The sequence below is a fragment of the Pseudomonas sp. B21128 genome (genome assembly GCF_044218865.1).
Lineage (GTDB): Bacteria > Pseudomonadota > Gammaproteobacteria > Pseudomonadales > Pseudomonadaceae > Aquipseudomonas > Aquipseudomonas iridis.
The window spans coordinates 2799650-2818723 of sequence record NZ_CP162590.1 but is presented as its reverse complement, the minus strand read 5'-3'; the positions used below and the strand labels follow the sequence as shown (position 1 = coordinate 2818723).

Genomic DNA, 19074 nt, shown 5'->3' with positions numbered 1-19074 from the left:
TTGTGTGCTTTTCAAATCCTGAGTTCGACTCGTTCATTCAGGTCGATGTATAGCGCAAGACACCTCGGTCAGTCCCCTCTCCCTCCGGGAGAGGGCTAGGGTGAGGGGCTTTCCCCCCGGACATAAAAAAACGCCAGACTAGCTGGCGTTTTTTTTTCAGCCTACGAACGCTTACGAGCGTGCGCGAGCCTGGTTACGCAGGGCTTTCACCTGGTCGTGGTTACGTTGCACGCCGTGGTACTGACGCTCAACCAGATCACGAATACCGACCAGGTTGTGTTTGTTGATTTTTTCGATGGCTTCACGATAAGCCTTGAGGGCGTGGTCTTCACCGCGCTCGGCTTCGTTCAGCACGGCTTCTTCGTCTTTGCCGGTAAACATGGCTTTGACGTCGACCCAGCGACGGTGCAGGTCACCGCTGACACTGGTGGAGGTTTCCGGATCGCCACCCAGTTTGCGAACTTCAGCTTGCAGCTCGGCAGCGGCAGTGGCGCAATCGGCGGAGCGAGTCGCGAACAGGGTTTTCAGTTCAGGATGCTTGATGTCTTCAGCGCAAGTCTTGAACCCTTCCTGACCGTCTTTGCTGGTTTCGATCAGGTCGTTCAGTACAGAGATGGCTTCTTTATTAACGTCGGTCATTTTTCAATTCCTTGCGGGTTGATGAAAGATGCAAGGGATATTGCAGAGTGCGTGCCAGCTTTTTTGTTTTTTAAAAACCCTTATAAATCAACAATTTAAAGATAAATGAACTATCTGTATCTCGGTAATTTGCATGATCTGTCATTTGGCCTGCATGCAGAATGCCTGTATTTTTCAATCTGATTTGAATCCAGACGAAAACCGATGAATCCAGAAAAACTCGAACTGCTGATCACCCGCGAAATGCCCTTCGGCAAATACAAGGGCCGGATCATTGCCGATCTGCCGGGCCCTTACCTTAACTGGTTTGCCCGTGAGGGATTTCCTCACGGCGAGCTCGGTGGCTTGCTGGCATTGATGCAGGAGATCGACCACAACGGCCTCTCGGACTTGCTCGAACCACTGCGCGCCAAACACGGCAAACCTGCCCCGCGCCACTGAAGCGCCCTTCTCTATCAGAGTTAAGCCGACCATGCCTGATAACACCCGCCGCACCCGTGATGAAGACTTCTGGCAAACGTTCAGCAATCGCTACGACGCTCAATCCGCGCCGATAAACCTGGAGAACGGTTACTTCGGGCGCATGTCGCGCACGGTGATCGAGGAGTATCAGCGCAACATCGAGATGATCAACAACAGCAACTCGGTGTATGTACGCCAACGCTTCGAACAGCACGATAACCTCGACATCCGCGCGCAGTTGGCCGAGCTGATCGGGGTGCGTGCGCAGAGTGTCGCGTTCACCCGCAACGCCACTGAAGGCCTGCAATCGCTGATCCGCAACTACAATCGCCTGCAACCGGGCGATCAGGTGTTGATCTGTGATCTGGAGTACGACACGGTCAAGGGGGCCATGCGCTGGCTGGCAAGGCATCGCGGCGTCGAGGTGATCGAAATCGCCCACGCGCATCCGGCCAGTTTCGACAGCCTGCTGCAGACGTATCGCGAGGCGTTCATTCGCCACCCGAAACTCAAGTTGATGGCGCTGACCCATGTTACCCACCGCACCGGCCTGGTGATGCCCGTGCAGGCGATTGCTGCGCTGGCCAAGGAACATGGCGTCGATATCATCCTCGACGGCGCTCATGCGCTGGGTCAGATCGAATTCGATCTCGAAGCCATGGGTATCTCGTTCGCCGGCTATAACCTGCACAAATGGATCGGCGCGCCGCTGACCCTCGGCTTTATCTACATCGCCCCGCAACGCCTGGCTGAAATTGATCCGGACATGGGCGAGATGCATTACCCAGGCAACGATATCCGCGCACGCACGTCGTACAGCACGCCGAACATCCCGGCGCTGATGACGCTGCCGCTGGTGTTCGAGGAACATCGTTCACTCGGCGGCGCTGCGGCCAAAGGTGCGCGGCTCAATTACCTGCGCAATCTTTGGGTCAGCGCCGTGCGCCACTTGCCCGGTATCGAAGTCATGACCCCGGATGATCCGCGACTGTATTGCGGGATCACGGCGATGCGCTTCACCCGCCATGACGATCAACAGTTGATGGCCGAGCGACTGCTCAACGAATACAAGCTGTTCACCGTGGTGCGCACCGGCGCCGCGTGCGGGCCATGCATCCGCATTACGCCGGGGGTGACCACCACCGCCACCGACATGCAGTTACTGACCCGCGCGCTCAACGCGCTGCGTTGACTGGCTTAAACCGTGTACTTGTCGAAGTCCTCGGGTTTGATCTGCGACGACACCGCGAAGGTGTCGATGCCGATGGTCAGGTGGCCGAAAAAGCCGTCCTCGTGCGACTCTCGACCGATCGGCCAGACCGTCAGCGTCGAGGCTTCACCGTTCTGGCTGGCATAGAGAACGTCCTCGCCGTTGTTCCGCGGTAATGACGCGCGCCCGCGATAGGCCTGGGCATTGAGCACTGAACGGGAAACCACCTCGGGAAAATACAGCTGGCCGACCCAGGCGACATTGCGCTCCTCCAGGTACTCGTGACCGGCGACGATGCGCACCGCCACATGGATGTGCAGCGCACGCCCGGCATAGAACCCGGGATAGACAGTGGTGAACCGTACGCGGCCCATGTGATCACAGAACTGGCTGCCGCGCAGGTAAGTGTCATCATCCGTGCGCGGGATAGAGCCGATGGCCGCGACATCGACTTCCGCGTCCGGATTGAGGCGGCTCCAGCCCGAGTACGCGCCCCGTGCGTTGCAGTGCCAGATATCCACCAGCGCACCGTTGACGGGCTCGCCGGTCATGGCATCAACGATGGTCAGGCGCAGGATCAGCGGCACCCCTTCAGCGCCTTCGCTGATGTTGCGCCGCAAGAGTTTGGGGTTGCGAAAGAATGGCCCGGCGATTTGCTCGGGGGCCAGTTGATACAGCGACTGCTGCGCGGTTGATGCGAGATCTCGCTCCATGACTACGTCCTCTCTTCCATAAGATGAACGCAAGGTTAGCGCCACGAAAAATTTGCGGTGCGGTAACTATGTATCGCTGAGTAACCACGCCTGCCGTAAGCGCAGCGGTTTTCTGTGGGCAAAAAAAAACGGTGCACCGACCAAGCGCACCGTAAAGCCGTAGAACACACAACGAAGTGTCAGGTATTGATCAGTCCAGCAGCGCCAACGCCTCGGCGGTGCATTCCTGAATGCGGGCCCAGTCGCCGTTCTTGATCCACTCAGGATCAAGCATCCAGCTACCGCCCACGCACATGACGTTTTTCAGCGCCATGTAGCTCTTGATATTGGCCGGCCCGACGCCGCCAGTCGGGCAGAATTTCACTTCGCCGAACGGACCGCCGAGGGCTTTGATCGCGGCCACGCCGCCGCTGACTTCCGCCGGGAACAGCTTGAAGCGGCGATACCCCAGACCGTAGCCTTCCATGATCCCGGAGGCGTTACTGATGCCCGGCAACAGCGGAATCGGGCTGTCGACACTGGCTTCGAGCAGGTCACGGGTAATGCCTGGGGTGACGATGAATTGCGAGCCGGCCGCTTCAGCTGCCGCGAGCATGGTGCGATCCAGCACAGTGCCGGCGCCGGTCACAAGCTCCGGGCGCTGGTCACGCAGGATCTGGATGGCCTTGAGCCCGAACTGTGAGCGCAGGGTTACTTCCAACGCGGTCAGACCACCGGCAGCGAGGGCGTCGGCCAGCGGCAGTACGTCCTGTTCGCGGGCGATGGTGATCACCGGCAGGATCCGTGCCTTGGCGCAGATGCTGTCGATCAGGGCAACTTTGTCCGCCATGGAAACGGTCGGGGATGGGGTTGTCATAGCGGCTGTTCCTTGGCTCATGGGCACCAGTAAATCTCTAACGTAGGTTGCAGAAACGCGCGCACCGGCATGGCCGCGACGTCATCGGATGCCAGCGCGGCATTCAGGGTGGTCAGTTTCGACTGACCGGAAATCGACAGAATCTTGTGTTTCGCCGAAGCCAGCAGCGCACGGCTCATGGTCAGGCGCTGACGCGGCACACTCGGCGCCAGCATCGGCCAGCAACGACGCGTGCCATCGGTTTGCAGCGCTTCGGCCAGGTTCGGGCTGTCGGGGAACAGCGACGCGGTGTGGCCGTCATCGCCCATGCCCAGCACCAGCACATCAATCGGTGGCAACTCGGCCAGCAAACGGTCAGCCTGTTCGGCAGCCTGTTCGACATTCGCCGCAGCGCTGTAGAGGCTGAGGAATTGCGCCTTGGCCGCCGGGCCCTTGAGCAGATACTGCTTGAGCAGACCGGCATTGCTGTCGGCATGTTCAACCGGCACCCAGCGCTCGTCGGCGAGGGTCACAACGACCTTCGACCAGTCCAGGTCCTGCTTGGCCAGGTGCTGGAAAAACGCCACCGGGCTGCGACCGCCGGACACCACCAGCACCGCGTTGCCGCGTGCGGCGATGGCATCGCTCAGTTGCTTGGCCACATTCAGCGCCAGACCTTCGGCCAACAGCACCGCGCTCTTGAACGCGTGGGCATTCACGCCCGCAGGCAGTTTCACATCAGATATCGCCATACCACGACCTCCCGTCCCGCGTGATCAATGCAATGGAGCTCATCGGCCCCCACGACCCGGCCGCGTACGGCTTGGGCGCGTCACCGGATTTTTTCCACCCGGCGATCAGCTGGTCACACCAGTTCCACGCGGCTTCGATTTCATCTTTACGGACAAACAGGTTCTGATTGCCGTTCATCACTTCCAGCAACAACCGCTCGTAGGCATCGGGGATCCGCGCGCTACGCCAGGTGTCGGAGAAATTCAGTTGCAGCGGACCGCTGCGCAATTGCATGCCTTTATCCAGGCCCTGCTCTTTGGTCATCACGCGCAAGGAAATGCCTTCGTCCGGTTGCAGGCGGATGATCAGTTTGTTGCTGATCTGCAGGCGCTGCTCGGGGGCGAAGATGTAGTGCGACGGTTCCTTGAAGTGGATGACGATCTGCGAGAGTTTCTGCGGCATGCGCTTGCCGGTACGCAGGTAAAACGGCACACCGGCCCAGCGCCAGTTGCGGATGTCGGCACGCAGGGCGACGAAGGTTTCAGTGTCGCTCTGGGTGTTGGAATTCGGTTCTTCGAGGTAGCCCGGTACGGATTTGCCTTCGCTGTGCCCGGCAATGTACTGGCCGCGCACGACCTGAGTGGTCAGGCCTTCCGGGCTGATCGGCGCCAGCGCCTTGAGCACTTTGACTTTCTCGTCACGGATGCTGTCGGCGGACAGGTCGGCCGGCGGGTCCATGGCGATCAGGCAGAGCAGCTGCAACAGGTGATTCTGGATCATGTCGCGCAGTTGGCCGGCCTTGTCGAAATAGCCCCAGCGGCCTTCGATACCGACCTTCTCAGCCACGGTGATTTCCACGTGGGAGATGTAATTCTGGTTCCACTGGGTTTCGAACAGGCTGTTGGCGAAACGCAGGGCGATCAGGTTCTGAACGGTTTCTTTGCCCAGATAGTGGTCGATGCGGTAGGTGCGGTTCTCCGGGAAGAACTGCGCCACGGCGTCGTTGACCTTGCGCGAGGACTCCAGGTCGGAGCCGATCGGTTTTTCCAGGACCACACGGGTGTTTTCTGCCAGCCCGACATTCGCCAGGTTCTCGCAGATCGCGCCGTACACCGCCGCCGGAGTGGCGAAGTAGGCAATCATGCGTTGCGTGCTGCCGGCCATTTCGGCCAGCGCGACGTAATCTTCAGCCTTGAGAAAGTCGACGTGCAGGTAGGTCAGGCGCGCCAGAAAACGTTCAGCGACGGCCTCGTTCAACTCTTTGCCGACGTAGCGGCGCAATTCGGCGGAGATGAATGCCAGGTGCTGCTGCTCGGTGCCGTCTTCACGGGCCAGCGCGATGATGCGCGTGTCCTCGTGCAACAAGTCAGCGCCATCGAGGTGATAAAGGGCAGGAAACAACTTGCGCAGGGCCAGATCGCCAAGAGCGCCGAACAAGGCAAAGGTGCACGGTTCAACCGTAATCGAAGGCATGATGTTTGTTCTTTTATCAAGTTAAGCTACAAATACCTTTTTTCAAGGCATCACTCAAGGGAAAATGTAGTAATAACCACAACATTTTCGCAAAATACAGATTCCGAGTGGTGGTCGGTCGGAGCCATCAGTAGGATAGGCCACCGTTACGGGCGATATCAAAGGCCCAATTTGCATAGCCCGGCGCACCTTTGCGCAGGTGAATTAGGAATTCCATATGGATCGCGTGCGAAATTTACTGGAACAGATCCAGAGTCGCCTTGAAGACCTGAACAAGGCCGAACGCAAAGTTGCCGAAGTGATCCTGCTCAACCCGCAGCAGGCCACCCGCTTCAGCATCGCCGCCCTCGCCCAGGCAGCGTCGGTGAGTGAGCCGACGGTCAACCGTTTTTGCCGTTCGTTCGGTGTCAGCGGCTATCCCGAACTCAAGCTGCAACTGGCGCAGAGCCTGGCCAGCGGCGCGGCGTATGTCAGCCGGGCGGTCGAGGCCGACGACAATCCCGAAGCGTACACGCAGAAGATTTTCGGCAGCGCCATTGCCTCACTGGACAGCGCTTGTCAGGCGCTTGATCCGAACCTGATCAGCCGTGCCGTCGACCTGTTGATTCAGGCGCGACAGATTCACTTCTTCGGCCTCGGGGCTTCGGCGCCGGTGGCCCTGGATGCGCAACACAAATTTTTCCGTTTCAACCTGGCGGTGACAGCGCATGCCGATGTGTTGATGCAGCGAATGATTGCTTCGGTGGCGCACACCGGCGAGCTGTTCGTGATCATCTCCTACACCGGGCGCACCCGCGAACTGGTGGAAGTGGCGCGCATTGCCCGCGAGAACGGTGCTTCGGTGCTGGGTTTGACCGCCGAGAATTCGCCGCTGGCCAAGGCCAGCACCTTGAGCCTGAACATTCCATTGCCGGAAGACACCGACATCTATATGCCGATGACTTCGCGGATCATTCAGTTGACCGTACTGGATGTGTTGGCGACCGGGATGACGCTGCGTCGCGGAGTGGATTTCCAGCCGCATCTGCGCAAGATCAAAGAGAGCTTGAATGCGAGCCGGTATCCGGTGGGTGACGAGTTCAACTAAAGATCAAAAGCCCCTCACCCCAGCCCTCTCCCGGAGGGAGAGGGGGCCGACCGTGGTGTCTGGCGATCTACATCGACCTGAAACACTCAGTCGATTATGGATTCACCGACATTCATTCAGGTCGGTGAATCTCTCGTATATCCCCCATTCGGTCCCCTCTCCTGAAGGGAGAGGAGCCGACCGAGGTGTCTGGCGATCTGCATCGACCTGAAACACTGAGTCGATTATGGATTCACCGACATTCATTCAGGTCGGTGAATCTCTCGAATATCCCCCATTCGGCCTCTCTCCCGAAGGGAGAGGAGCCGACCGAGGTGTCTGGCGATCTGCATCGACCTGAAACACTCAGTCGATTATGGATTCACCGACATTCATTCAGGTCGGTGAATCTCTCGAATATCCCCCATTCGGTCCCCTCTCCTGAAGGGAGAGGAGCCGACCGAGGTGTCTGGCGATCTGCATCGACCTGAAACACTCAGTCGATTATGGATTCACCGACATTCATTCAGGTCGGTGAATCTCTCGAATATCCCCCATTCGGCCCTCTCTCCCGAAGGGAGAGGAGCCGACCGAGGTGTCTGGCGATCTACATCGACCTGAAACACTGAGTCGATTATGGATTCACCGACATTCATTCAGGTCGGTGAATCTCTCGAATATCCCCCATTCGGTCCCCTCTCCCGGAGGGAGAGGAGCCGACCGTGGTGTCTGGCGATCTACATCGACCTGAAACACTGAGTCGATTATGGATTCACCGACATTCATTCAGGTCAGTGAATCTCTCGAATATCCCCCATTCGGCCCTCTCTCCCGAAGGGAGAGGAGCCGACCGAGGTGTCTGGCGATCTGCATCGACCTGAAACACTCAGTCGATTATGGATTCACCGACATTCATTCAGGTCGGTGAATCTCTCGAATATCCCCCATTCGGTCCCCTCTCCCGGAGGGAGAGGGGGCCGACCGAGGTGTCTGGCGATCTACATCGACCTGAAACACTGAGTCGATTATGGATTCACCGACATTCATTCAGGTCGGTGAATCTCTCGAATATCCCCCATTCGGTCCCCTCTCCCGGAGGGAGAGGAGCCGACCGAGGTGTCTGGCGATCTGCATCGACCTGAAACACTCAGTCGATTATGGATTCACCGACATTCATTCAGGTCGGTGAATCTCTCGAATATCCCCCATTCGGTCCCCTCTCCCTCCGGGAGAGGGCTAGGGTGAGGGGCTACGATGTGGCTGACACACTCAAGCAGCCGCCCACGCCTGCAAACTCAAATGCGCCTTCTCCCCCGGCGCCAGATGCAGACTGTCGGTGCCTCCCGCCGCCGCCTCAACACATACAAACTCCAACACCTCATCCCAGCTAACGCCCAGCAAGGGCCGCGAGCCCGGATGCCACACCACCGTGTCTGCACTGTCACCCGTATCGATGCACAACTCGCGCTGCCAGGCGTGATCCTTGAGCTGTAATTCACCGTCGTGCTGGAACACCCGCTGACAGCCACCGTCGACGCGCAACTCACCTTCCTGCTGGCAAGCCTGGCGGTTCAACTGGTCATAACCTTGCGCGCCTTCGAGCCCAGACAGCGCTATCTCACCGACATCGCCAATACGCCAGTACGCGTGCAAAGCCTGGCTCAATTGGCATGGCATGTCGTCCTGGTGCTCGGTGCTCAAGCGCAATTCCATGCGTTCGCCAAGGTGAGCGTGAAGGTCAACCTGCCAGTCGCACAATTGCAATTGCCAATGCAGGCGCACGCCATCTTCAGCGCTGCTGCTGTCTAGCAACTTCCAGTCGAGCAGACGCGCCCAACCATGGGACGGCCACGCGTTTTCGCTTGGATGGCGGCCATACCAGGGCCAGCACACCGGCACACCACCACGGATCGCACCCACATGCGGCCACTTCGCCGCACACCACAACCACGGCTTTTGCCCGCGCGGCTGAAAGTGCAGCAACTGCGCGCCCTGACGACTGAACACGGCCTGACACAGCGGATGATCGATCACCAACACGTCGCGCATCTGATAGCGCTCCCAAGCGAAAACGGGCTGTTCGCGCAGGGATTTGAAGAAGCGTTGCAGCGGATGCTCATGCATGGGACCACGGTCCTGAAATCGTCTTTCACAGGGCGGCGCCTGCCCCAAAAAAAAGCGGACAGCCTAAGGGGCGTTCTCAATTGTTTTTCCCACCGCAGCGGGTACAAACAATTGAGAACGCCCCTCGCTGTCCGCAAATATGCGCACATAGAGAGGAGCTTATCGCAGACGCGTTAGAACACCGACTGAATTTTCAGACCAGCGACCAGAGCGTTGTCCACTTCATCAACACCGCCCGGGTGGGTGATGTATTGCAGGTTAGGACGCACGGTCAGCCAGTTGGTGACATGGAAGCCGTAGTTGATTTCGTAGTTGTATTCGGTTTCACGAATTGGCGAGAACGCGGCACTGTCGTAGTCGGACACACCGCTGGAAGCGTTCAGCAGTTCAGCGTTGCGCTTCACGTCCTTGTTGACGTGGATACGCGCCGCGCCGATGCCGACGTCATCCTTGGGACGTGCGTCGAACGGGCCTTTGTAGACAAACATCACCGACTGATAGTTGTCGATGAAGTTGGTGTCCTTGTCGTGGAACGTGGCGTTGGCCGCGATGTTCAGGCCGCGGGTCGCGTCACCGTTATGGCTGGTAAGTTGCTGTTGCGCCACGAACCAGTAACCGCTTTTGCTGCTGTGGGTCTTGTAGGCGTCGCCAGTCGTGGCAGCGTCGAAACCATTGATGTCTTCACGAACATCATCAGCGTCCGCCGTGCTCTTGTAGTAACCGACGCGGTATTCGCCCGGCAGGCTGTTAACCTTCGGCGACCAGACCAGTTCGACCGGCAAAACGGTGCCTTTGGTGCCGCTGCCGCTGAGTTTGAAGCCGTTGCCGTGCTCCAGTTGCGACGGGTTCTGGTTGTACGCACCGATCTGAGCGTAGAGCTCATCATTGATGTTGTACTTCACACGGATCGCGGCCTGGCTGACGGGCCAGTTGTACCAGATATTGGTCGCCCAGTTACCCACTTGCGAACCGCAGAACGCCAGGTTTTGGAAGTCGCACGGGAAGGTGTTGAAGTCTTCGCCTTCACCGAAGTAACCGGCCTTGACGTCGAGTTTGTTGTCGAAGAACTGGTGCTGAATCCACAACTGGGTCAGACGCACCATGTGGCCACGGCCGTAGACTTCCTGCGACGAACTCAAGGTGCCGGCACGCGGATCACCAACACGGTCGTTGGAGATGTTGTAGCCGTTACGGTTGGTCAGCTGGATCTTGGCCTGAGTATTGTCCCAGCCCCACAGCTTTTGCAGATCGAGTGCCACGCCCAGACCGAACTGGTCGGCGTAACGCGCAGTCTTGTCGTCGTTGTAGCCACCATTCAGGTTGCCACCGACTTCCCCAACGTAGTCGGCCTTGATGTCGATACCCTGCTCGATCAGCTTGGTCCGCTCGCCGCCCCAGTCACCGGTCATCCATTTGGAGTCGGAGCTGAAAGCATCCGCCGCCATCGCATTGCCGGCCAGCACCAGTGCTGCCGCAGCTGACACTTGGCAGATCAACCGGGCATTGACGTGTTTCATTTTCATCCCTACATCCTCGTCTTTATTGTTATTAACTGTTTTTATCTAACGCGGTTTACCTAAAGTGCGATGGATTACAGGCAACCCACCGCGTACTCCCCACTGTGGGAGCGAGCTTGCTCGCGAAGGCGGTGTATCAGGCGACATTGATGCTGAATGTCAGACCGCTTTCGCGAGCAAACTCGCTCCCACATTTGTTCTCTACCGGCCTTTGAATTGGGCCACGTTCGCAGACCGCGCATCGGTCTGTGCTTGACCGGCAACGCCCAACCGCTCGCCCGTCTTGGCATCAAACAACAACACTTTCGACGGATCGAATTGCAGCGTCAGGCTCTCGCCCACTTGCGGCGCCACGTCTGGCGCCAGACGGCAGCAGACCTTGGTGTCGTTCAGATTGACGAACACCAGCGTGTCCGGACCGGTCGGCTCGGTAACCTGCACTTCAGCGCGAATGCTCGGCAGGCCGTTGCCCTCGCCGTTCGCCAGAACGATCTGTTCCGGGCGCAGGCCGAGGATCACTTCGCGGTCTTCAAGACCGGCGTCCTGCATGCCCATCGGCAGTTCGCAACGGGCCTGGCCGCTGTCGAGCAGCGCCAACAGACGACCGTCCTTGCGTTGCAGACGCAGCGGGATGAAGTTCATCGGCGGCGAACCGATGAAGCTCGCCACGAACAGGTTGGCAGGGTCGTTGTAGATCTCTTTTGGCGTGCCGAACTGCTGAATGATGCCGTCCTTCATCACCGCCACTTTATCGCCCAGGGTCATCGCTTCGATCTGGTCGTGGGTCACGTACACCGTGGTGGTTTTCAGGCGCTGGTGCATCAGTTTCATTTCGGTGCGCATCTCGACGCGCAGTTTGGCGTCGAGGTTGGACAGCGGTTCGTCGAACAGATAAATCTTCGGCCGACGCGCCAACGCACGGCCCATCGCCACACGCTGTTGCTGACCACCGGAGAGCTGGCCCGGCTTGCGGTTGAGCAAGTGTTCGATCTGCAACAGCTTGGCCACGCGAGCGACTTCTTCGTCGATCGCCGACTGCGGCATCTTGCGAATCTTGAGACCGAACTCGATGTTCTCGCGCACGCTCATGGTCGGGTACAAGGCGTAGGACTGGAACACCATGGCGATGTCGCGATCCTTGGGGCTCATGCCGCTGACGTCTTGATCACCGATCATGATCGCGCCGCCGGTGATGGTTTCCAGCCCGGCGATGCAGTTCATCAGGGTCGACTTGCCGCAGCCCGACGGGCCGACGAGGATCAGGAACTCACCTTCCTTGATCGACAGTTCGATGTTCTTCAGGGTGTCCGGCAGGCCGGGGCCATAAGTCTTGTTTACGTTGCGAAGTTCGAGCGTTGCCATGATTACCCCTTGACCGCGCCGGCCGTCAGCCCGCGCACGAAATACTTGCCTGCGACCACATAGACCAGCAGGGTCGGCAGGCCGGCGATCATCGCCGCTGCCATATCAACGTTGTATTCCTTGGCGCCGGTGCTGGTATTGACCAGGTTGTTCAGCGCCACCGTGATCGGTTGCGAATCACCGCTGGAGAACACCACACCGAACAGGAAGTCGTTCCAGATCTGGGTGAACTGCCAGATCAGGCAAACCATGATGATCGGCGTCGACATCGGCAGAATGATCCGCCGGAAAATGGTGAAGAACCCTGCGCCATCAAGGCGTGCGGCTTTCACCAATGCATCGGGGATGCTCACGTAGTAGTTACGGAAAAACAGCGTGGTAAACGCCAGGCCGTAGACCACGTGGATGAACACCAGGCCGGTGGTGGTGCTCGCCAGGCCCATCTTGCCGAGGGTGAACGAGGCCGGCAGCAGCACGGTCTGGAACGGCAGGAAGCAGCCGAACAGCAGCAGGCCGAAGAACAGTTGCGAACCACGGAAGCGCCAGAACGACAGCACATAGCCGTTCAACGCACCGATGGCGGTGGAGATGATCACAGCCGGGACGGTGATCTTGATCGAGTTCCAGAAATAGCCGTCGACGGTGGCCCAGGCTTTCACCCAGCCGATGCCGGTGACCACGGTCGGCCAGCTCAGCAGGTTGCCGGTGCCGATGTCTTCCGGGGTCTTGAAGCTGGTCAGCAGCATGACCACCAGCGGCACCAGATACAGAAGCACCGCGAGGATCAGCACCGCGTAGATCGCGATGCGACTCAGGCTGATGGGGGATTTTGCAGCGAGACTAGTCATTACGCTTGGTCCTCAGCTCGGAGTACAGGTAAGGCACGATGATCGCGAGAATCGCACCGAGCATCAGAATCGCACTGGCCGAGCCCATGCCCATCTGGCCGCGACTGAAGGTGAAGGAGTACATGAACATCGCTGGCAGGTCGGAGGAGTAACCCGGACCACCGGCCGTCATCGCCGCGACCAGGTCGAAGCTCTTGATCGCGATGTGCGCCAGAATCATCACGGCACTGAAGAACACCGGGCGCAGGCTTGGCAGCACGACTTTCCAGTAGATGCGCGGCATGCTCGCGCCATCGATCTGCGCGGCACGGATGATCGATTGATCAACCCCGCGCAGGCCGGCGAGGAACATCGCCATGATGAAGCCCGAGGCTTGCCATACAGCCGCGATCACCAGGCAATACACCACGCGATCCGGGTCGATCAGCCAGTCGAGACGGAAGCCTTCCCAACCCCAGTCACGCAACAATTTGTCCAGGCCCATGCCCGGGTTGAGCAGCCATTTCCACGCGGTACCGGTGACGATCATCGAGAGCGCCATCGGGTACAGGTAAATGGTGCGAATAAAGCCTTCACGACGGATACGCTGGTCGAGGAACACCGCCAGCAACACGCCGATCACCAAGGTGATGCCGATGAACATACCGCCGAACATCGCGAGATTCTTGCTCGCGACCCACCAGCGATCGTTGTCGAACAACCGCGCGTATTGCGCCAGACCGGCCCACTTGTAGTTGGGCAGGAATGTCGAGGTAGTGAACGACAGGACGAACGTCCACAGGATGTAGCCATAGAAGCCCACCAGCACGATGAACATGCTCGGCGCCAGCACCAGTTTGGGTAGCCAGCGTTGCAATGCATCGAACGGCGAGGCTTTGCTGAACACAGCAACAGAACTCATGGGGAAATCCATAAAAAAGAGAAGAGCAGCTACAAGCTGCAAGTTTCAAGCTGCAAGATAAGCAGGGCAGTGCTTTTACTTACAGCTTTCAACTTGCCGCTTGCCGCTTGCCACTAAGGCTTATTTGGCCGACTTGATCGCCGCGCCGAGTTTCTTGGCGGTGTCGGCCGGGTCGGCTTTCGGGTCGTTGATGTAGTTGGTGACTACGTCAAAGAACGCGCCTTGTACGGCCAGCGTGGTCGCCATGTTGTGCGCCATGCTCGGCTGCAGGCCGCCGGACTTGGAGTCCGCCAGGAAGTCTTTGGCAGCCGTTTGTGCGCAGGAGTCGAAACCGAGTTTCTCCATGTCGTTCAACATGTCGATTCGTACCGGGATCGAGCCTTTGTTGATGCTGAAGACTTTCTGGAAGTTTTCACCCAGCACGACTTTGGCGATGTCCTGCTGACCCGCCGCGGTGCCCGCGTCTTTCTGCTTGAACACGGCCAGCGAGTCGATGTTGTAGGTGAACGCCTTATCGGTGCCCGGGAACGCTACGCACTGGTAATCCTTGCCGGCAATTTTCTTCGCGGCGGTCCATTCGGACTTGGCCCAGTCACCCATGATCTGCATGCCGGCCTTGCCGTTGATGACCTTGGCCGCTTCCAGGTTCCAGTCCTGGCCTTTGCCGTCGGCGTCCATGTAGGTCGCGACTTTCTTCAGCTCGGTGAGCGCCTTGACCATTTCCGGGCCAGTCAGTGCGGTGTTGTCGAGGTCGACCAGGGCTTTCTTGTAGCCATCAACCCCCATGACCGAAAGCACAACGGCTTCGAACACGGTGCTGTCCTGCCAAGGCTGACCGCCGTGCGCCAGCGGGATGAAGCCCGCAGCCTTGAGCTTGTCGCCAGCGGCGTAGAATTCTTCGAGGGTGGTCGGGGCTTTTTCGATACCGGCTTTCTTGAAGACTTCCGGATTGATCCACAGCCAGTTCACCCGGTGAATGTTCACCGGCACGGCCACGTAATCACCGTCGTACTTCACGGTATCGGAGACTTTCTTGTCGAGCAGGCTGTCCCACTTTTCCGACTTGGCAACGTCCTTCAGAACGTCGGTGTCGAGCAGACCGGTCGACGCCCATTCCTGGATGTCCGGGCCTTTGATCTGGGCAACGCCTGGCGGGTTGCCGGCCACTGCACGGCTTTTCAGCACCGTCATGGCAGTCGCACCGCCACCACCGGCGACAGCGCCGTCTTTCCAAGTGAAACCGTCTTTTTCGACTTGGGCCTTGAGCACATCAACGGCAGCTTTTTCGCCACCTGAGGTCCACCAGTGCACGACTTCCACCGAACCTTTGGATTCGGCAGCGGAAACACTGAGAGGCAGAATTGCGAGCGGGAACAGGGAGGCGACAGAAATGACAGTAGCGAGGCGAGAAATCGCATTCATCTGAGATGTACCTTTCTTGTTGTTATGCATTGCAAGTCTGGTGCTTGCGCTGCACAGGAGTTTAAACAGGGCGAATCCCCTCGCAGGTAACGAAGGGACGCGCGAATGTCACCACATGGTTACACAGGAATGCTCTGGGACAAGCGCTCCAGCGCAGTGGCCATGCTCGGCGCCAAGGGTAGACGCGGAATCAGCACCGCTTGCCAGGCGTGATACAGATCGGGTTTGCCCGGCCAGATATCGGCACTTGGAATGTTTTGCGGATTGAGTTCGTGGTGCCAACTGCCGTCGCAGCGGTCGATGAAATTCACATCGCAGAAATCCCAGAACAGTCGGTACCAGGTTTCATATTGCTCATCGCCGGTGCGCTTGAGCAAAGCGCTGGCCGCAGCACTGGCCTCGGCATGCGTCCAGTGCAAGCGATGGCGGACCACGGCTTGGTTGTTCCAATCGAGGGTGTAGACAATGCCCGGCGCGCCATCAACCTCCCAACCGTAACGGCAGTTTTGCTCGAAGAGTTTCTGCGCGTCGGTGGCGAGCCAGCCGGGAGTAAGCATGCCGGCCTGCACCCGCGCCGCTTCGAGGTGCAGCAAAAGGCGCGCCCACTCGAAACCGTGTCCCGGCGTGGTGCCGTAAGGGCGGAAACCGTCGGCGGGATTGTCATGGTTGTATTCGCGCAGCGGTTGCCAGTCGCGGTCGAAGTGCTCAATGACCATGTAATCGTTGGCAGCAGCGTGACCATGGATCACTCGCTCGACGATGCGCTGGGCGCGCACCAGCCAGCGTGGGTCTTCAGTGACATCGGCCAGGGCGAGGAACGCTTCGGTCGCGTGCATGTTGCTGTTCGCGCCGCGATAGGCTTCCTCTTCGCTCCAGTCACGATTGAAGAATTCGCGCATGGCGCCCTCTTCTTCGCTCCAGAAATAGGTGTCGATGATGTCGATCGCATCATCCAGCAGCGCCTGTGCGCCAGGACGTTGTGCGACCACCGCCGAGCTCGCCGCCAGTGCAACGAAGGCGTGCAGATAGGCGTTCTTACCCGTGTTGTCATCGCGATGCCCGGCCACCGCAAACCAGCCGCCGTGCAGCGCATCGCGCAGCGGCCCGCGCAGGGCGGCAATGCCGTGATCGACCAGTTCGGCAAACCCCGGCAAACCCTGAATATGGGCCATGGCGAAGCTGTGGGTCATGCGCGCGGTGTTCATGGTTTCGGCTCGTGCGTTCGCAGGCAAACGGCCGCGTTCGTCGAGGTTGCCGAAGCCTTCGGGCAGACGTGAAGCCCTGGCGAAATCCAGCAGGCGCAGGCCTTCGGCGGCAAGCCATTGCTGGTGCGCGGGGGCATTGAGCCAGCTGCTGAAGCCGGGTTCGAAGTGATCCATGGGGGGCCTTTTTTGTTGTTATGACTGCGGGGAGTCTAAACAACGGGCCGGGGTGGGCTTGTAACGAAGGGGACGGGTTTTGTCACTGATCCGTGACATAAAAAAGATCGCAGCCTTCGGCAGCTCCTACAGGGATCGGTGTAGGAGCTGCCGAAGGCTGCGATCTTTTGATCTTCAATCCATCGACCGCGGCAACTGCAACGTCACCCGCAACCCACCCTCACGCAGGTTCTGCAACGTCACCTCACCGCCATGGCTATGAGCGATATTGCGCGCAATTCCGAGGCCGAGCCCATACCCCTGCTGCTGTCCCGCCAACCTGAAGTGCGGCTCAAACACCTGCTCCAGCCGCTGCTCCGGCACGCCCGGCCCTTCATCATCGACGTGCAGGACGAATGCACTTTCATCGTCATCAATGTGCAGATGCGCGTTCTGTCCGTACTTCAACGCGTTGTCGATCAGGTTGCCGATGCAGCGCTTCAATGCCAAAGGTTTGCCCGAATACGCCGCCAGCGCCCGCCCATGCTGGGTCACGCGACCATTACCGTTGGGCGCCAGATAAGGCTCCACCAGACAATCGAGCACATGGTTGAGATCGACCGGTTCGATGTTTTCGTGGATGTCAGTGTCTTTCACGCATTGCAACGCGCCTTTGACCAGCAGCTCCAACTCATCCAGATCACGACCGAACTTGATTTGCAGCTGTTCGTCTTCGAGCAGTTCGACGCGCAAACGCAGACGGGTGATCGGGGTGCGCAAGTCGTGGGAAATCGCGCTGAACAATTGGCTGCGTTCGGTCAGGTAACGGCTGATGCGCTCGCGCATGGTGTTGAAGGCGCGGCCGACCTCGACCACTTCACTGCCGCCGCCCTCCGCCACCGGTTCGACGTCGGCGCCCAGCGACAGATCCCGCGCGGCTCGGGCCAGGCGCTTGAGCGGTCGGCTCTGCCAGTGCACCAGCACACCGATGAACAGCAGCAGAAAGCCGCTGGTGAGGACGATGAACCACACTTGCTGCGACGGCAGGCCTTGCTCTTCAAGACTGGTGTAGGGCTCGGGCAACAGCGAGGCGATGTACAGCCACTCGCCCGGCGCCATCTGAATCTGCGTGACCAGCACCGGCGGATTCACCGGCTCAAGGGTCAGCGCGTAGTGCGCCCAGGAGCGCGGCAACTCATCGAGTTTCAGCCCGGCGTTGAAGATGCGCAGATCCTCGGGACTGACGAAAGACACCGAGATGTCGGTGTCTTGACCGAGGGACTGACGCAGCACTTCGTCGACCGCTTTCATCACCGCGGCTTTACGCGGTGTGACCGGCAGCACGTCCATGCCCAGCGGCTTGTCGTTGAGCGTTACGACAAACCGCGTGCCGCCCATGCTGCGCAACTGATCGAGCACAAGCGGCCGATAGGCCACCGGCAACGAACGAAAATAACTGACGCTGGCGGTCATCGAATGAGCAAGGCTGCGGGCGCTGGTGACCAGGCCTTCGAGCTGGGTGGCGCGTAATTGCGAAACCCAGATCACACTCGACAAGGTCTGCGCGAACAGCACCGCGAGCAAGGTCAGCAGCAACATCCGCCCCAGCAGCGAACGCGGCACCGGCACTTTGCTGGCGAGCCGGCGCAGTGACTCAGTGACCATTGCCGGCAACCACGTTGGCTGCCAGTTGATAGCCGCTGCCGCGTACCGTGCGAATCAGCCGTGGCGGCTTTTCCGTGTCACGCAGACGTTGGCGCAAGCGGCTGACGGCCATGTCGACAATGCGATCGAGCGGCATCAGGTCGCGGCCGCGAGTGGCGTTGCCGATGGTGTCGCGGTCGAGAATTTCCTGCGGGTGATCGAGGAACAGTTTCAGCAGAGCGAAATCGGCACCGGACAGAATCACTTCCTCGCCGTCGGTGTGAAACAGCCGATGACTGACCATGTCCAGCCGCCAATCGTCAAACGCCAGCACTTCACTGCCGCTGCGTTCCTGGCCGAATTGTGCGCGGCGCAGCAGCGCTTTGATGCGCGCCTGCAGTTCGCGGGGGCTGAAAGGTTTGCCGAGGTAATCGTCGGCGCCGAGCTCCAGACCGATGACCCGGTCGGCCTCGTCGGAACTGGCGGTGAGCATGATGATCGGCACCTGCGCCTGACGCGGATGCTGACGCACCCAGCGGCACAGACTGAAACCGTCCTCGTCGGGCAGCATGACATCGAGGATCACCAGATCACTCGGCGCCTCGTTGAGGGCCTGACGGAAACTGGCGCCATCGGCTGTGGCCCGTACCTGAAACCCGGCACGGGTCAGATAGGTTTCCAGCAACTCGCGTATTTCCTGGTCGTCATCGACCAACAATATCGACTTGTTGACTGAGCTCACTTCGAAGGCATCCTTGTTGTTGGAAT

17 protein-coding genes are annotated in these 19074 nt (G+C 59.2%); 3 read left to right on the top strand and 14 right to left on the bottom strand.

The window, feature by feature from the left end; genetic code table 11:
* Positions 1 to 171 precede the first annotated feature (171 nt).
* Positions 172 to 639, bottom strand: a complete 468-nt coding sequence (locus AB4P91_RS12465) for a PA2169 family four-helix-bundle protein (protein WP_047300134.1) — start codon at positions 637 to 639, stop codon at positions 172 to 174.
* Positions 640 to 843: 204 nt separating this feature from the next.
* Between AB4P91_RS12465 and AB4P91_RS12460 the strand changes: the two genes are divergently transcribed.
* Together AB4P91_RS12460 and AB4P91_RS12455 are read left to right on the top strand one after the other, a co-directional pair.
* The gene (locus AB4P91_RS12460; protein ID WP_003227425.1) at positions 844 to 1080 is read left to right on the top strand and encodes a DUF3820 family protein; all 237 of its coding nucleotides are present in this window, start codon (positions 844 to 846) and stop codon (positions 1078 to 1080) included.
* A gap of 31 nt (positions 1081 to 1111) precedes the next feature.
* Positions 1112 to 2293: an aminotransferase class V-fold PLP-dependent enzyme gene (locus AB4P91_RS12455; RefSeq protein WP_395604882.1), complete on the top strand. Its 1182-nt coding sequence runs from the start codon at positions 1112 to 1114 to the stop codon at positions 2291 to 2293.
* Between the two features lie 5 nt (positions 2294 to 2298).
* Here AB4P91_RS12455 and AB4P91_RS12450 read toward each other — a convergent pair whose 3' ends face one another.
* The 4 genes from AB4P91_RS12450 to zwf form a co-directional block, all read right to left on the bottom strand.
* Positions 2299 to 3024 (bottom strand): intradiol ring-cleavage dioxygenase, encoded by a 726-nt coding sequence (locus AB4P91_RS12450; RefSeq protein ID WP_150592896.1) that lies wholly within the window; start codon positions 3022 to 3024, stop codon positions 2299 to 2301.
* Positions 3025 to 3214: 190 nt separating this feature from the next.
* Complete coding sequence (locus AB4P91_RS12445; RefSeq protein ID WP_150592895.1) at positions 3215 to 3880, bottom strand: bifunctional 4-hydroxy-2-oxoglutarate aldolase/2-dehydro-3-deoxy-phosphogluconate aldolase; 666 nt, start codon at positions 3878 to 3880, stop codon at positions 3215 to 3217.
* 17 nt (positions 3881 to 3897) lie between these two features.
* Entirely contained in the window at positions 3898 to 4611 is a 714-nt protein-coding gene (gene pgl, locus AB4P91_RS12440) for a 6-phosphogluconolactonase (RefSeq protein WP_150597735.1), read from the bottom strand.
* Complete coding sequence (gene zwf / locus AB4P91_RS12435; RefSeq protein ID WP_150686891.1) at positions 4598 to 6064, bottom strand: glucose-6-phosphate dehydrogenase; 1467 nt, start codon at positions 6062 to 6064, stop codon at positions 4598 to 4600. Before zwf ends, pgl begins: the two co-directional genes overlap by 14 nt.
* 226 nt (positions 6065 to 6290) lie before the next feature.
* On the opposite strand from zwf, the gene AB4P91_RS12430 reads away from it, so the two are divergent.
* Complete coding sequence (locus tag AB4P91_RS12430; RefSeq protein ID WP_171057240.1) at positions 6291 to 7151, top strand: MurR/RpiR family transcriptional regulator; 861 nt, start codon at positions 6291 to 6293, stop codon at positions 7149 to 7151.
* A 1248-nt stretch (positions 7152 to 8399) separates the two neighbouring features.
* Here AB4P91_RS12430 and AB4P91_RS12425 read toward each other — a convergent pair.
* The 9 genes from AB4P91_RS12425 to AB4P91_RS12385 all read right to left on the bottom strand — a co-directional run bounded on the left by AB4P91_RS12425 (position 8400) and on the right by AB4P91_RS12385 (position 19048).
* The gene (locus AB4P91_RS12425; RefSeq protein ID WP_042560602.1) at positions 8400 to 9254 is read right to left on the bottom strand and encodes a D-hexose-6-phosphate mutarotase; all 855 of its coding nucleotides are present in this window, start codon (positions 9252 to 9254) and stop codon (positions 8400 to 8402) included.
* A 173-nt stretch (positions 9255 to 9427) separates the two neighbouring features.
* Complete coding sequence (locus AB4P91_RS12420; protein ID WP_150592891.1) at positions 9428 to 10777, bottom strand: carbohydrate porin; 1350 nt, start codon at positions 10775 to 10777, stop codon at positions 9428 to 9430.
* Positions 10778 to 10972: 195 nt separating this feature from the next.
* A complete protein-coding gene (locus AB4P91_RS12415; RefSeq protein ID WP_042560604.1) occupies positions 10973 to 12133 on the bottom strand; it encodes an ABC transporter ATP-binding protein in 1161 nt (386 codons plus the stop codon).
* Between the two features lie 2 nt (positions 12134 to 12135).
* Positions 12136 to 12981, bottom strand: coding sequence for a carbohydrate ABC transporter permease (locus AB4P91_RS12410; protein WP_042560605.1), 846 nt, complete (start codon positions 12979 to 12981; stop codon positions 12136 to 12138).
* Positions 12974 to 13882 (bottom strand): carbohydrate ABC transporter permease, encoded by a 909-nt coding sequence (locus tag AB4P91_RS12405; RefSeq protein WP_042560606.1) that lies wholly within the window; start codon positions 13880 to 13882, stop codon positions 12974 to 12976. The genes AB4P91_RS12410 and AB4P91_RS12405 overlap by 8 nt, the downstream gene beginning before the upstream one ends.
* A gap of 120 nt (positions 13883 to 14002) precedes the next feature.
* Positions 14003 to 15304 carry an ABC transporter substrate-binding protein gene (locus tag AB4P91_RS12400; protein ID WP_150592888.1) on the bottom strand — a complete coding sequence of 434 codons (1302 nt, stop codon included), beginning with the start codon at positions 15302 to 15304 and terminating at the stop codon, positions 14003 to 14005.
* Positions 15305 to 15423: 119 nt separating this feature from the next.
* Entirely contained in the window at positions 15424 to 16683 is a 1260-nt protein-coding gene (locus AB4P91_RS12395) for an AGE family epimerase/isomerase (protein ID WP_395604881.1), read from the bottom strand.
* A 174-nt stretch (positions 16684 to 16857) separates the two neighbouring features.
* The gene (locus tag AB4P91_RS12390; protein WP_047300145.1) at positions 16858 to 18327 is read right to left on the bottom strand and encodes an ATP-binding protein; all 1470 of its coding nucleotides are present in this window, start codon (positions 18325 to 18327) and stop codon (positions 16858 to 16860) included.
* Positions 18317 to 19048 carry a response regulator gene (locus tag AB4P91_RS12385; protein ID WP_042560610.1) on the bottom strand — a complete coding sequence of 244 codons (732 nt, stop codon included), beginning with the start codon at positions 19046 to 19048 and terminating at the stop codon, positions 18317 to 18319. The genes AB4P91_RS12390 and AB4P91_RS12385 overlap by 11 nt, the downstream gene beginning before the upstream one ends.
* Between the last annotated feature and the right edge of the window lie 26 nt (positions 19049 to 19074).

Excerpts from the sequence above, each read along its gene's own strand:
- AB4P91_RS12395 (WP_395604881.1), bottom strand. The coding sequence starts at position 16,683 with ATGGATCACTTCGAACCCGGCTTCAGCAGCTGGCTCAATGCCCCCGCG.
- AB4P91_RS12405 (WP_042560606.1), bottom strand. The coding sequence starts at position 13,882 with ATGAGTTCTGTTGCTGTGTTCAGCAAAGCCTCGCCGTTCGATGCATTG.
- AB4P91_RS12420 (WP_150592891.1), bottom strand. The coding sequence starts at position 10,777 with ATGAAAATGAAACACGTCAATGCCCGGTTGATCTGCCAAGTGTCAGCT.
- zwf (WP_150686891.1), bottom strand. The coding sequence starts at position 6,064 with ATGCCTTCGATTACGGTTGAACCGTGCACCTTTGCCTTGTTCGGCGCT.
- AB4P91_RS12445 (WP_150592895.1), bottom strand. The coding sequence starts at position 3,880 with ATGACAACCCCATCCCCGACCGTTTCCATGGCGGACAAAGTTGCCCTG.
- AB4P91_RS12415 (WP_042560604.1), bottom strand. The coding sequence starts at position 12,133 with ATGGCAACGCTCGAACTTCGCAACGTAAACAAGACTTATGGCCCCGGC.
- AB4P91_RS12425 (WP_042560602.1), bottom strand. The coding sequence starts at position 9,254 with ATGCATGAGCATCCGCTGCAACGCTTCTTCAAATCCCTGCGCGAACAG.
- AB4P91_RS12390 (WP_047300145.1), bottom strand. The coding sequence starts at position 18,327 with ATGGTCACTGAGTCACTGCGCCGGCTCGCCAGCAAAGTGCCGGTGCCG.
- AB4P91_RS12400 (WP_150592888.1), bottom strand. The coding sequence starts at position 15,304 with ATGAATGCGATTTCTCGCCTCGCTACTGTCATTTCTGTCGCCTCCCTG.
- AB4P91_RS12465 (WP_047300134.1), bottom strand. The coding sequence starts at position 639 with ATGACCGACGTTAATAAAGAAGCCATCTCTGTACTGAACGACCTGATC.
- AB4P91_RS12450 (WP_150592896.1), bottom strand. The coding sequence starts at position 3,024 with ATGGAGCGAGATCTCGCATCAACCGCGCAGCAGTCGCTGTATCAACTG.
- AB4P91_RS12455 (WP_395604882.1), top strand. The coding sequence starts at position 1,112 with ATGCCTGATAACACCCGCCGCACCCGTGATGAAGACTTCTGGCAAACG.
- AB4P91_RS12410 (WP_042560605.1), bottom strand. The coding sequence starts at position 12,981 with ATGACTAGTCTCGCTGCAAAATCCCCCATCAGCCTGAGTCGCATCGCG.
- AB4P91_RS12460 (WP_003227425.1), top strand. The coding sequence starts at position 844 with ATGAATCCAGAAAAACTCGAACTGCTGATCACCCGCGAAATGCCCTTC.
- pgl (WP_150597735.1), bottom strand. The coding sequence starts at position 4,611 with ATGGCGATATCTGATGTGAAACTGCCTGCGGGCGTGAATGCCCACGCG.